The organism is Edaphobacter aggregans DSM 19364 (assembly GCF_000745965.1).
GTDB classification, from domain to species: domain Bacteria; phylum Acidobacteriota; class Terriglobia; order Terriglobales; family Acidobacteriaceae; genus Edaphobacter; species Edaphobacter aggregans.
Window position 1 is genome coordinate 142,239 of the sequence record NZ_JQKI01000005.1, and the last position, 12,955, is coordinate 155,193.

Consider the following 12,955-nt stretch of genomic DNA (forward strand, 5'->3'; position numbering starts at 1 on the left):
CGGCAGGCGCAGAACCTGCGGAAGCCTATTTTTCGAGATCCTTTTCGAGGATGCTGCGCGCCTGATCGAGGTTGAACTCCTGCCCGTCGATGACGAGGATGAATTCGCCGGCATTCGGAGGGACCTCGTGGACGTCCGCAACGGTGTGGCCGTTTTCACGAAGCTCCTGGACGAGAAGGTCGATGTCTACCATGCGCGACAGTGTACACGTAAGCCGCGTAATAAGCGCTACTTGACGTAGGCGAAGGTTCCGCAGCGATCGGTGGAGCTTTGCATGGCGTCGAAGGTGAAGACGGGCGGCTTGTCTCCAGAGAAGAAGGCCAGCTGCAGGTTGTTTCCCTGAGCGTAGGCGACCATCCAATGAACGTCTTCGGCTCCGCAGAGACTGTTCTTGTGCACGAACTTCTTTGCGGCCGGGATGTTGAGGCGATAGAGACTGCCTGTTCCGGCGGTGGCGCTGTCGGTGTCGAAGACCGCGCTGACCTCTGGGGCTTCGAGGGCGCGGATGCGCGAGATGGTGGTGGTCGAGAAGTTGATGGTGAGCTTCTCGTCGGCGACAGTTAAGTCGCCGGTGACGGAACGTGCAGAGTTGCTTGCGGCTCGCCAGTAGCCGCGCTCTTCGGCCTGAGCTGTGGACAGGCAAACAATCAAAAAGGATGCGGCAACCGTTCGTAGCAGGGTTTTACGATGCATATCTTTAGGATGACACGATCCAGAGCGGCGGTGGATTCCTCAGGGGATACCTCGGAACTGCAGGTGCCCTCTCCCCCCCGGTAGTTCCGATAAACCTTTTTAATACAGCGATTTACTCGTTTTACGCGGGGTAAAATATTCGAAATAAATGGTTTATGGGTCAAAATATTGAAGAATAAGGACTTACGGGCGGAAAGAGAGAGCCCCGGCTTGGGTGCCGGGGCTTTTCTATCTCTACTGTTTCTATTTTAGCGAATCGGGTGGAATGAATCGGCGCTTTTTTGCGGTTTATGTTTTGGAGATAACAGGTTTTTTTTGTTGCGGTTGCGCGGAATGGTCGATTCAGGTGGGTCTTGACAGGTTTTGGCAGCGCCTACGGGTTGCGGGCAGCCGCCCGGCTTGGACGCGTGCCTCTTAGTCTCGGCGGCGGCCGCCCATCAGCTGGAGGACGGCGAGGAAGATGTTGATGGCGTCGAGGTAGATGGAGAGGGCGAGCGAGACGGCGGAGGCTCCGGCGCCGCCTGCGCGGATGCGGGCGAAGTCGCCTACGGTGAGCAGGGAGAAGATGCCGAGCGTGAGCCAGGAGTAGGTGTCCGGCGAGAGGAAGTGGAAGAACATGCTGGCGATGCCGGCGATGATGAGCACGAGCAGCGCGGCCATGCCGATTCCGGCGATGCGGCGGTAGTTGATGTTGAAGAGATAGGCGACGCATCCCATGACGGCCATTCCGCAGCCGGTGGTGGCGGCGGCGTTGAAGACGATGCTCGACCCGAAGGCGTGGATGTAGCGCTGGATGAGCGGGCCGATCTGCCACCCCATGAAGTAGCTCAGGGTGAGGAACATCCCGAGCGCGAGGGCGGGGCTGGCCTTGCGGGTGAGGTTGATGGCGAAGACCAGGCCGATGACGACGATGAAGCCGACGAAGGTTCCCCAGGGGGGTGCGGTGGCGACTCCGATGGAGGTGATGAAAAAGCCGAGGGAGGTTATGCCGAGCACCTTGGCGAGGAGCGAGGAGGTCTCCTCGCGGGGGACGTCGATGGTGGTGGGGTAGCTGTTGTAGCTGTTCATGCGGTAGTCGTTCAGTGCCATGATTGCAGTCGCTCCAACACTATGAGACGCCTTTGCGGGCGGTTTGTCATCCTCCCACTTCCCCGTTTTTGTGCAAAATATTCAAAGCAGGCAGCTTAGGTTGGCACTTTGACTGCAAAGTATTGAAAATAAGCGTGATACATCTAACGTATTGAAATGGGAAAAAAACCGGCTGCGGGCCGGGCTTATTCTACTGGTTCTATTGTATCGAGTTGGGTGGGGTGAATCGGCGCTTTCTTGCGGATTATTTTGCGTGTAACGATTTTGTTTTGTGTTGGTTGCGCGGGTCATCCGACTCTGGTGGGGCTTGACAGATTTTGGGCCTGCTTCGAATTTTCCGCTCATTCGGGGTGGATGCTTTCCAGCTCGGGCAGCAGGACGACACTCTCCTGCTCGTTGGGGTCGGTGCGGGCGATGACGGCGACAACGGTCTCGGTCGCGCTGGGGTTGTAGGGAAGGTGGGGGACGTCGGCGGGAATGTAGAAGAAGTCGCCGGGGCGCACAATGGTGTGGTGCTCGAGACGCTCGCCGTGCCAGACGCCCGATTCGCCGGTGAGGGCGTAGATGGCGGTCTCGTGCGTGGCGTGTTTGTGTGCGCGGGCGCGTCCTCCGGGCGGAATGGTGACGAGCTGCATGTGAATGCCCTGCGCGCCTACCGATTCGGCGGAGATGCCGACGGCGTATTGCAGGCCCTGTTTGCCGGTGAAGGCTTCCCCGGCCTGAAGGAGGCGGCATGCCGCGGGTGACGATTGGGTGGTGGGAGTAGTCATCGGAGATGGCCCTCGTGTTGGTGGTGAAGTGGTCGTGGTGGCTCAGTGTTTATGTTAACTTCTCAAGACCGCATGAATGCGGATCTATGGGCCACCGCCTGTACTGATGTCGAAAGAAAATGGTCGATTAGACTGACGAGCATGAGTTCAGAAAATGTTCGGGTCTTGCCGTATGTGCCAACGCAAGAACGATATGACAGGGTCTATGCGTGGCATGGGCCTGTGACTTGCCGGGAGTTCTATAGAGTTCGTAATGAGCTACTCGCCGTGTTGAGGAACTACGGCTCAGTGGGGGGCCGATGGGCGAGTTTTCGCTGGAAGGCGACTGTGATTTTTTCGAGAAGGGCGAAGCTGGCCTGGGTTCAACCGAATCTGATCCAACGTTCTTCGTGGTGGACGATCGGAACAACGAAAAGGATCGATTTCATCGTGTGGAAGCTGAGCCGCAGGCGATTCGGCGGGGCCTGCTGAGAGATGTGATGGCGTTCCTTCGACTCAGAGAGGGTTGGGAGGTTTACTTTGCGGTGGTCAAAGGTGGCCTTCTTGTTTCAGGCGACACGGTGGAGTATGAGGGTGCCGGATTTGAGGGATGTGAAAGTCTAGACTAGAGGACGTTGAAGACAGGTGTGCGACTGTTCAGTAGCTTGAATCATTTATTGAGGTGAAGAAAAGGTGGTTCGCGCTTTGCGCGAATGTCCCACTCATGCGATGAGACTGCATGAATGGGCACCCGATTCGTGGCGGGGTGGATCTTAGGCGAGCGAAATGTGGGGCACCCGCGCGGTTGGATTACTGAACGATGAGCGTCGCCGTGCCGGTGCGAGTCAGCGTCTGTGCGCCTAGCGTAAGGGACGAGGTAATGGTGAACTGCATCGTTCCTTGAGGCGTTCCCGGCGTCGTTGTGCTTGACTTCGTGCTTCCACCGCTGCAGCCGATGCTGGAGCCAACGAGGACAAGCGCCACAGTAGCCGCAAGAAGTTGAATCGGTCTGCGCCGTCTTAGAGGCATCAATACAGTGAAGCCGATTGCGAGCAGACCGAGGCTTGCGGTGCGAACCGTGGACTGGCTCCGCGAGGTGATGGGAGCTGTAGTGTGGACGGTGAGCGTCGCGGTTGCGGGCCGGCCAGTGACGGGAACGGTCACGGGGTCACAGCTGGCTGGTTCAGTTAGCGGTGAAGTGGTTTTTCTTAAAATCCGGATGCGGGCTAGTTTTAGGGTTCACGCGTGGCGCGAAATTCCCACTCATGCGATGAGACCGCATGAGTGGGGCACCCGGCGGAGGCAGGGCGTGGCCGCTCTGCCTCCTGCCGCATCGAGCTATGCTGCCTGCGTGAACTTCTTCATGCGTTCTTCCATATCTTTGGGGGAGACATCTTCGATGTGGGTGGCGACGCCCCAGAGGTGTCCGAAGGGATCCTGGATGAAGCCGGAGCGATCTCCATAGAACTGGTCCTGAACCGGCTTGAGGAGCTTCGCGCCCTCTGTGGTTGCTCGCTTCACGACGTCGTCGACGTTGGGAAGGTAGACGTAGAGGCTCACCGGGCTGCCGCCGATGGTGGCGGCGCTGGTGTATCCCGCGCCCATGCTGGGATTTTCGTCGGCCAGCATGATCTGCGAGTTGCCGATTTTGATCTCGGCGTGACCGATCGTGCCGTCGGGGCCGGGCATGCGCATGATTTCGGTGGCTCCGAAGACTTTCGTGTAGTAATCGATGGCTTGCGCGGCGCCCTTGACGACCAGGTACGGTGTGATGGAGTTGTAGCCCTGGGGAATGTACGAGACCTTGTCTGCCATGATGTTCACCTCAAGAATGTGGGTTGGAGGTGGAGGTTTACGGCGTGCACGCGGCAGGCGGTATGGTTCGGTTGCTCTTTCGTGAGTGCGGAACCTGAGAACGGTTGTGGACCGCCGAGTGCCTCATCCGACGTCGTTGCGTGCAGAGATAAATTACTCTCTTCGGCGCGGGGATGGCTAGGGTGGGAGGGTGTGGAAAGTGTGAATCGCGGCGGGGAGTGAAGGCATGACTTCAGGCCCATTGATATTGCGGCGCTTAGCGGTATGGCGAAATTCGGACAAAGTGTATGGGTGAGTTTGATCTATGGGCGATCCGCCCACCCGTTCATCCTGCCGAATCTACTTGCCCAGGATTGCCGTTATATCAATCGCATTGTTCTGCACACCATATCCAGGCCCGTTGGGGTGAAAGTTATCTCCGGAGTTCAGGTTCGGAATCATGAAGTCGGGATGAGCAGGGTCGGCGAGCACAGCGTCGAAATCAGCAATAGAAACAACCCCTGGGAGCTGCGATCCGGAGTTGCGGATCCAGGTATTCAGCGCCCTGCGTTGCGTCGAACCAGGGTTCTCCGGGCCCGGATTGATGTCACCGGCGTAAGGATCGTCGGACGACGGCAGCGGAGATCCTGTTGTGCAGTACTCGGAAGGAGGAAGCGTCGCCAGGATGACCCGCACGCCGGCAGCGTGGGCCTTCGCGACGATGGCGGTGAGACTTTCCGCAACCGTGGTGGCCGGCAGACAGTCGACCCGCAGGTCGACGCCGCCAGTATAGATCACGACCGCCTTTATACCGGGCTGTTGCAGAACATCATGATCAATGCGGTCGATACCAGCTGTGGCGTTAGGACTGGCTGAGGACGTAGCCGCATCTTCGCCTGCGGGGTCTCCCAGCAGGCCGGCGTTGAGAACACCTACAGGAATGCCTGCTGCATTCAGGGAGTAGCCTAACCAGTCGGACGGTCGTTCGTGGTCCTGCCCCGCGACTGGGCCGTTACCCGCGGGATAGGAATTTGTATCTCCGAAGTTGGAATTATGACCATCAACAGACGAGCTTCCGAAGACGGCGACCGTGCCGTTGTACGGCCCGTAGACGTCCACGTTTGTGATCAAGAACCATTCCGTGGTGGTCTCAGTGAAAGAAGCGCCAGTGGAGTCATTCGTTGTATTGCCCGCTCCAACAGCTGTTGTGAAATTCGTTCCGGCCTGCGAGTCATGCTCAGTCAAGGCTGGAAACGAGCCCTGCATGTATACGGAAACGGCAAGCTTTTTGCCGTAGGTATAGGCGATGTCTACAGGGTCGGAATACACCTCCTGGTTCGGCTGAATGGTCACCGATTGGTTGCCGGAGAACGTGAGCGATGCATCGTGCGCCTTATCAATTGCCGGACCCGAGCCTGAGGCGGTAGCCAGGCGTGCTGAGCCAATGGTGATGGCTGTGCTTCCGAAATAATTGGAGAAGCGCACCCGCTCCCGGTTGCCGCCGATGGTGGGCACGACGATGAAGCGGAAGCTCTGCTCGCTGCCTCCCTGATTGGTTGATGTTTTCAATGCGTTCTGCGGCGAAACTCCCCAGCCGACGACCCACTGAGGCGTCGCCGGTGGGGCCATATATGTACCGGCGTTCCCGGAATCAGAGCAGCTGCTGAGCAGGACGGGGAACAGAAGAAAGATGATGCAAGTCATGCATCGAAAGCGTGATCGCAAGTGTAAACGGCCCTCTACGAGGAATAAACTGTCACTCCGTTCAAACGCGCCCGGCTGATAAGAGTTGCTGCCCTTCGCACGGAATATTCCGCTGTTCCGGGGACTCGGCGCTGTTTCGGTTTCTGGACACGCTTACAAAATGCTCGGTCGATACTCGCGTCACGTGGTAACGGGTGAAGCCCAAGGGATGTGGTCTGGCTCGATCAGGGGTGAGGTGGTCCCGGAGATTCGGACAGAGGTTTAGGTGGAAGTTTTGCTCTTGTGCAGCCTAAGGACCTTCCGGCGGGGACTCGTGGGGTGCGGTCCTTACAGGGTTTGAAGAGCGGTTCGCGCATTCAGTGCGATGAATTGAGTCGTCCGGAGGAGCGCCCGCTTACAAGACGATGTAAGCGGGCCGCGGATTATTGAACGACGAGCGTCGCCGTGCCGGTATGGGTCAGCGTCTGTCCGCCTAGTGTAACGGACGAGTTAATAGTGAACTGCGTCGTCCCTTGAGGCGTTCCCGGCGTCGTTGTGGTGGACTTAGTGCTTCCGCCGCTGCACCCAATGCTGGAGCCAATAAGCACCAGCGCTACCGTAGCTGCAAGAAGCTGAACTGGTCTGCGTCTCCGTAAAGGAAGCAACGCTGTAAAGGCAATTGCGAGCAGACCGAGGCTTGCTGTGCGAATCGTAGGCCTACTCCGGGAGGTGACAGGAGCGGTGGTGTGCACGGTAAGCGTCGCGGTCGCGGGCTGACCGGTGACGGGCACAGTCACGGGATCGCAGTTGGCAAGAGATGGAAGCTGAGAGCAGGTGACGGAGATGGAGCCGGTGAGTCCGCCTGCAGGCGTAACGGTGAGGCTGTAGGTTGCGGTTCCTCCAGCAGTCACGGTTTGGGAGGCTGTTGGGAACGCGATCTGGAAGTCTGCGATGGACTGGGTGAGAGCCGCGCTTGTGGCGGGAAGGAGGTTGTTGTCGCCGGAGTAGACGACGGTGAGCGAGTGCTGGCCCACCGAGAGAAGGGACAGCGGGAAGGTAGTCTGCGCGTTGCCGTCGAGCGTCAGCTGGCCGATGGGACTTGTTCCGTCGAACAACGTTGCGGTGCCGGTAGGTATGTTGCTGCTGGTGCCGGTAACCTTTGCGGTGAGTGTTACGGTGGAGCCGACGAGCTGCGGATTTGCACTTGAAGTGAGGGCGACAGTTGCTGCGGTCCTTGGTTTGATGGAGAGGAAGACGGAGATGTTCTGGGTTACGTTATTGGCGACGACGATGTCGGGGAGTCCGTCTCCGTTAAGGTCGGCGACTCCCATTGCAGCCACGCCATGGTCTATCGCCGCGCTGAAATCTGGTGTGTTCTGAAGAAATTTTCCAGTTCCATCGTTAAGGAAGATATTGATCGTCCTGCTGAAATCGTCAGCGACGACACCATCGACCTTCTTATCGCCGTCCATATCTACTGCGGCTACAACAGCAGCATAGGACGTATTGTCATATTTGCTCGGAATGGGTGTGTAAAAGTATGAAGGCGCGGAGGTATTGAAGGTTCCGTCTCCATTGCCGAGCAGGGCTGCTGTAACGTATTCGGAGCTAAGCATCAGATCAGGATTACCGTCAGCATTGAAATCGGCAGAAGCCAGTGATCGCGGCTGCGGGTAGTTGGCTCCCGATAGTGTTGTGGAAGCTTTGAAGGTTCCGTCTCCGTTGCCGGGATGATAGGTAATTGCTGAAGAGGGTATAGGGGATGCAATTACTACATCGTTTTTCCCGTCTTTGTTGAAATCATCCGAGACGACCCCGGTATACAGGCCGCCACCGCCGAGATTGGGTGATGTCACCTGCTGAAATCCTCCTTTGCCGTCTCCGATGTAAGAGTAGATGGAACCGTTCCCGCCAAGGATGAGATCGAGATGCTTATCGCCGTTAATGTCGGCGGCAATGCCGGAGGCGTATCCGTATGAGCCTGGCAAATTCTGTTGCTGTGTAAACGTGCCGTCACCATTGCCAGTGAGAAGGATATCGGCCTGTGACCCGGCTACAGTGCCGACGATAATGTCCTGCTTGCCGTCCTCGTTGAAATCGCCGGTAATAAGTGGACCCGGTCCCAGGGCGTCCATGTTGACAGGTATGGACTTTGGTGGAGCAAACCCACCTATCCCGTCGTTGAGATATACATAGACAGCTTTGACATTGTTATCGGTCACGGCGATATCCGGTTTGCCGTCTCCATTGAAGTCGGCGACCACCATTCCATAGAGATGCTTGAAACCGGTTGTGATATCAGTCCGCGGTTTGAATTGAGGAGCAGCGGCAAAGGAGGTTGAGGCTAGGGCAGGAAGAAGGCAGGAGAACAACAAGGCTTTCATGAGAGGGCCGCAATCCTTCAAATTCAGCTACAGGAACGATTTAAGTTAACAACCTTCTCTGATGTGGTCAATCACTAAATCCAGAGCCGGCGTCAGTTAGCGGTAAAGAAATTCCCGTTATCAATTTTTATGGGTAGATTCTGTTCAATGTCCTAGCGAACGGAATGGTTTCGCGGACATGATCCAGCCCGCAGATCCAGGCTACGGCTCGTTCGATTCCCATGCCGAAGCCGGCGTGGGGGACGCTGCCGTATTTGCGGAGGTCGAGGTACCACTGGAAGGCGGCTAGCGGTAGGTTGTGGTCTTCGATACGCTGCTTGAGCAGGTCGTAGCTGTCGACGCGCTGGGAACCGCCGATGATCTCGCCGTAGCCCTCGGGGGCTAGGACGTCGACGCAGAGGGCCTTGGTGGGGTCGTGCGGGTCGGGCTGCATGTAGAAGGCCTTGATGGCCGCGGGGTAGCGGTGGACCATCACGGGTTTGTCGAATTGGCTGCTGATGTAGGTCTCGTCGGGTGAGCCGAAGTCGTCGCCGTACTTGTGCGGGTTTTCGATCTTGCCCTCGGCGAAGGCCTTTTCGAGCATGGCGTGGGCCTGGTCGTAGGTTAGGCGGGGGAAACGGTTGGTGGGAGATGAAGATGGAACCGCAGATCTCTCCACTTCGCTGCGCTCCGGTCGGGATGACACTTCTGTGGAGGCACCAAATGCAGGTCCTTCGACTTCGGCTGCGCCTTCGCTCAGGATGACAGAGTTGTTATTTGCGACAGAGCTGTTACTTGTAGCCGAGGTGTTACTTGCGTGGGCCTCTGGGGCGATGATGGCTTCCAGTTTGGGGATGTCGCGGCCGATTACCTTGAGGTCGTTGCGGTGGTGTTCGAGGACTCGGGTGACGATGTGGGTGATGAAGGCTTCGGCGAGGTCCATGAGGCCGTCGAGCTGGAGGTGGGCTACTTCGGGCTCGATCATCCAGAACTCGGTTAGGTGGCGGCGGGTTTTGGATTTTTCGGCGCGGAAGGTGGGGCCGAAGCTGTAGACCTTGCCGAGGGCGAGGGCGGTGGCTTCGATGTAGAGCTGGCCGGACTGGGTGAGGTAGGCCTTGTCCGAGTCGAAGTAGTCCATCTCGAAGAGCTCGGAGGTGCCCTCGCAGGCGTTAGGGGTGAGGATGGGCGGGTCGGTGCGGATGAAGCCGTTGGTGTCGAAGTACTCGGCGGCGGCGCGCATGATGGTGGCGCGGACGCGGAGGATGGCGGACTGGCGCGGGGTGCGGAGCCAGAGGTGGCGATGCTCCATGAGGAAGTCGACGCCGTGCTCCTTGAGGGTGATGGGGTAGGGATCGTCGGCGGAGACGGGGGAGATGACCTGGATGTCCTCGACGTCTAGCTCGTAGCCGGAGGGGGCGCGTGAGTCGGCGCGGACCTTGCCGGTGACGGTGAGGGAGGACTCGAGCTGGAGGTCCTTGAGGGTGTTGAAGACGTGCTCGGGGACTGCGGCCTTGGGAACGATGCCCTGGATGGTGCCGGTGCCGTCGCGGAAGGTGGGGAAGAGGAGCTTGCCCGAGGAGCGGATGTTGTAGAGCCAGCCGCGGAGGGTGACGGTGTGGCCTTCGTGCTGGGCGAGGGAGGAGATGGTGGCGATGGGGACGTGCTGGGTGGTAGCTGGGGCGGAATCTGACATGGCTTAATGAGTTTACCCGGGAGGAATCCCTTCAAAGAAACCCACGGCGAAACGGGCGAATCAACCAAGATCCTTCGACTTCGCTGCGCTCCGCTCAGGATGACACCTCTTTGGAGAGCGTGCAGGGATGGGCTGGTTTCGTTAAAATAACGGTGTTATGCCGTTCCCGATCAAGACGTGTGCTGTTTGTGGTGAGGAGTTTGAGCTGAAGCCGGGTAAACCTGGGTTTGCTAATCGTTGTCCGGAGTGCAGTGAGCCGGAGGAGGATGCTTCGGCTGCTACTGGCGATGCACTGAAGGGTGATCGCGAGGCGAATGCGGCTCGGCGGGCGGCGATGAAGAATCTGCTTTATCGCAAGGACAGTTAGCCGGGCTTTATCCCGGTATACCTCAGCCGCTAAAGCCCCTTTATTTTTGGGATGCGGAGAGTGCCCGGGCTGAAGCCCGGGCCTACCTCAGAAGCAAGAACAACAGCAAAAGCAAGTGCAAAGCAGAAGCAAGTGCAAAAGCAGAAGCGCTTTGTTGTGGCGGTGGTTTGTCGTGGAGCTATCTGCGTAGGAAGGATTCGAGTTCTTCGCGGAAGACCTTCCAGGCGGGTTCTTCGGCCAGCAGGAGGTGGTTGCCGCTGGCGAGTGGGACGAAGCGCGCGTTGGGGATCTCGGTGGCGACGATGCGGCCCTCTTCGGGTGGGGCGACGCGGTCGCCGTGGCTGTGAAAGACGATGGTGGGGACGGTGACCTTCGGAAGCAGATCGCGGATGTTGATCTCGTCGCAGGCTCGCATGAACCGGACGAGGTTGCGCGAGGAGACGGAGATGAGCTGGAGGTTCTTGAACCACTCCTGCTCTTCGGGCGTGCGGGTCTCGGGGATATAGAAACTGGTGACGAAGTGGAAGAAGTCAGGGTTGCTCTTGCCGAAGTTGAGCGCGACGAGGGTTTCGAGGGCGCGGCGGGCTTCGAGGAGTTCGGCGCTTTCGCGGTGGCAGGCGCCGCGGGCGTAGGCTCCGCAGAGGATGAGGTGCGAGACGCGCTCGGGATGGCGCACGGCGTAGGCGATGGCGACGGAGCTGCCCTGCGAGTGGCCCATCAGGGCGAAGGTTTCGAGGCGGGCGGCGTTGACGACGGTCTCGAGGTCCTGGACCCAGGCGTCGAGGGAGAAGTCGTCGACATCGCGCTGGGAGAGGCCGTTGCCGCGGCCGTCGTAGCGGAGGAGGCTGTGGCCGCGGGCGAGGTCGCGGACCCAGTGGCGCCAGATGGGGCTTCCCCACTCGAAGTCGAGATGATTGAAGCAGTTTGCGACGCGCACGATGGGCGGGCCTGAGCCGACGGTGGCGTAGGCAAGCCGGACGTTGTCGGGAGTGACGCAGAAGCGGATCTCGTGGCGTGGTTCGGGCTCGCGATCTTCGGCGCGGCGGCGCAGAAGGCCCGGTGTGGCGACGTTTACAGGCGCGATGAAGCGATAGCCGACGCGCGGCACGGTCTCGATGAAGGGCTCGCCGGTGGACTGTTCGCCGAGGGCTTTGCGCAGGGTGGAGATGTTGCGATCGAGATTGTTTTCTTCGACGACGCTCTCGGGCCAGACGGCGTCCATCAGGTCCTGTTTGGAGACGAGCTTTCCATGACGCTCCAGCAGCACACTCAGGGTGTCGAATGCTTTGCCTGGGAGCGGGACCGGGCGGTCCTTATGCATCAGCCGGTGTTCGCTCTGCTCCAGCCGGAAGGGACCGAACTCAAAGACCGTGCTCGCTTCTGAGTTCACATTACTCAGAAAAATAGCAGAAAAAAGTCAGCGCTGCCAAAGGACGTGGGGAGCACAGGTAGGCGGTAATAGACGCATTGTCGTCCTGTTTTCTGCGGTATCTGCATGCCTGAGACGCCCAAATGACACGAAGGAGACAAAAAGAAATGTCGAAACGAAGCATGGAGTTTCTGTTCGGCGCTGTCTGCTACTTCGGCATCGCCGGCGGGTTGTGCGCGCTGTCGTTCCTGGGAGAGTTCGCGGTTCCGTTGCCTTTGCACGCAGCGCCGCGGTGGCCATGGATGCATGCATCGGTCGTAGAGGTGATGATTCCGCCGGGCGATCCGGCAGAGGTGAAGGAGTAAGACATGTTAGGACGAGTTACAGCATTTCTGTACGGTGCTTTCTGCTATGTCGTCTTCCTGGCAACGTTTCTCTATGCCGTCGGCTTTCTGGGGAACTTCGGCGTTCCCAAGTCGATCGACTCCGGTCCGCAGATGCCGCTGGGCTACGCGCTGGCGATCAACCTCGCTCTGCTGGGGCTGTTTGCGGTGCAGCACAGCGTGATGGCGCGGCCGTGGTTCAAGAACGCGTGGACGCGCTTTGTTCCTCCGGCGGTGGAGCGCAGCACGTATGTGCTGTTCTCGAGCCTGGCGCTGCTGCTGCTGTTCTGGAAGTGGGAGCCGATGGGCGGCGTGGTATGGAGCGTGGAGAATCCCTATGGCCGCGGCGCGATTGAGGTACTGTATGCGGCGGGGTGGCTGGTCGTGCTGGTGGCAACGTTCCTGATCAACCACTTCGATCTGTTCGGCCTGCGGCAGGTGTGGTTCCGCCTGAAGGACGAGCCGTATCAGCCGCTGAAGTTCGGCACTCCGGGACTGTACAAGGTGGTGCGCCATCCGCTGTACGTGGGATGGCTGATGGTCTTCTGGGCGGCTCCGGTGATGACGGTCGCACACCTTGTGTTCGCGGTGATGACGACGGCGTACATCCTGGTGGCGATCCAGTTTGAGGAGCGCGACCTGGTGCGGGCGCACGGAGAGTATGAAGAGTACAGAAAGCGCGTGCCAATGCTGATTCCGATTGGCGGAGCGAAGGAGACGGTGAAGGGGGACCTGCACACCGTCCGGTGAAGGCCGAGGTGCACAGCGTCCG

Annotated in this window: 14 protein-coding genes; 4 read left to right on the forward strand and 10 right to left on the reverse strand. The window is 58.9% G+C overall.

The genetic code is table 11. The features are described 5' to 3' along the window. Positions 1-25: 25 nt before the first annotated feature. From Q363_RS40145 to Q363_RS04530, 4 genes are all read right to left on the reverse strand, one after another. Positions 26-193, reverse strand: a complete 168-nt coding sequence (locus Q363_RS40145) for a hypothetical protein (protein ID WP_157466530.1) — start codon at positions 191-193, stop codon at positions 26-28. 35 nt (positions 194-228) lie between these two features. Beyond that, the gene (locus tag Q363_RS04520) at positions 229-693 is read right to left on the reverse strand and encodes a hypothetical protein (RefSeq protein WP_051978362.1); all 465 of its coding nucleotides are present in this window, start codon (positions 691-693) and stop codon (positions 229-231) included. Positions 694-1,107: 414 nt separating this feature from the next. Beyond that, complete coding sequence (locus Q363_RS04525; protein ID WP_051978363.1) at positions 1,108-1,782, reverse strand: Bax inhibitor-1/YccA family protein; 675 nt, start codon at positions 1,780-1,782, stop codon at positions 1,108-1,110. Positions 1,783-2,123: 341 nt separating this feature from the next. Continuing rightward, positions 2,124-2,552, reverse strand: a complete 429-nt coding sequence (locus Q363_RS04530; RefSeq protein ID WP_035348159.1) for a cupin domain-containing protein — start codon at positions 2,550-2,552, stop codon at positions 2,124-2,126. Positions 2,553-2,851: 299 nt separating this feature from the next. On the opposite strand from Q363_RS04530, the gene Q363_RS04535 reads away from it, so the two are divergent. Beyond that, positions 2,852-3,160, forward strand: coding sequence for a hypothetical protein (locus tag Q363_RS04535; RefSeq protein ID WP_035348160.1), 309 nt, complete (start codon positions 2,852-2,854; stop codon positions 3,158-3,160). Between the two features lie 181 nt (positions 3,161-3,341). Here the strand turns inward: Q363_RS04535 and Q363_RS04540 are convergent, their stop codons facing one another. The 5 genes from Q363_RS04540 to Q363_RS04560 form a co-directional block, all read right to left on the reverse strand. Next, positions 3,342-3,695: a hypothetical protein gene (locus Q363_RS04540; RefSeq protein WP_035348161.1), complete on the reverse strand. Its 354-nt coding sequence runs from the start codon at positions 3,693-3,695 to the stop codon at positions 3,342-3,344. Positions 3,696-3,869: 174 nt separating this feature from the next. After that, positions 3,870-4,346 (reverse strand): VOC family protein, encoded by a 477-nt coding sequence (locus Q363_RS04545; protein WP_035348162.1) that lies wholly within the window; start codon positions 4,344-4,346, stop codon positions 3,870-3,872. Positions 4,347-4,685: 339 nt separating this feature from the next. Beyond that, positions 4,686-5,954, reverse strand: coding sequence for a GDSL-type esterase/lipase family protein (locus Q363_RS04550; protein WP_245632035.1), 1,269 nt, complete (start codon positions 5,952-5,954; stop codon positions 4,686-4,688). Between the two features lie 497 nt (positions 5,955-6,451). After that, complete coding sequence (locus Q363_RS04555; protein WP_035348164.1) at positions 6,452-8,392, reverse strand: FG-GAP-like repeat-containing protein; 1,941 nt, start codon at positions 8,390-8,392, stop codon at positions 6,452-6,454. Positions 8,393-8,519: 127 nt separating this feature from the next. Next, positions 8,520-10,064, reverse strand: a complete 1,545-nt coding sequence (locus Q363_RS04560; RefSeq protein ID WP_051978364.1) for an asparagine--tRNA ligase — start codon at positions 10,062-10,064, stop codon at positions 8,520-8,522. Between the two features lie 157 nt (positions 10,065-10,221). Between Q363_RS04560 and Q363_RS04565 the strand changes: the two genes are divergently transcribed. Continuing rightward, a complete protein-coding gene (locus Q363_RS04565; protein WP_035348167.1) occupies positions 10,222-10,431 on the forward strand; it encodes a hypothetical protein in 210 nt (69 codons plus the stop codon). 178 nt (positions 10,432-10,609) lie between these two features. Here Q363_RS04565 and Q363_RS04570 read toward each other — a convergent pair whose 3' ends face one another. Then, positions 10,610-11,821 carry an alpha/beta hydrolase gene (locus Q363_RS04570; protein ID WP_051978365.1) on the reverse strand — a complete coding sequence of 404 codons (1,212 nt, stop codon included), beginning with the start codon at positions 11,819-11,821 and terminating at the stop codon, positions 10,610-10,612. A 146-nt stretch (positions 11,822-11,967) separates the two neighbouring features. Between Q363_RS04570 and Q363_RS04575 the strand changes: the two genes are divergently transcribed. Both Q363_RS04575 and mddA read left to right on the forward strand, forming a co-directional pair. After that, positions 11,968-12,165, forward strand: coding sequence for a hypothetical protein (locus Q363_RS04575; protein ID WP_035348169.1), 198 nt, complete (start codon positions 11,968-11,970; stop codon positions 12,163-12,165). 3 nt (positions 12,166-12,168) lie between these two features. Then, a complete protein-coding gene (gene mddA, locus Q363_RS04580) occupies positions 12,169-12,933 on the forward strand; it encodes a methanethiol S-methyltransferase (RefSeq protein WP_035348170.1) in 765 nt (254 codons plus the stop codon). The last annotated feature ends 22 nt before the right edge of the window (positions 12,934-12,955 follow it).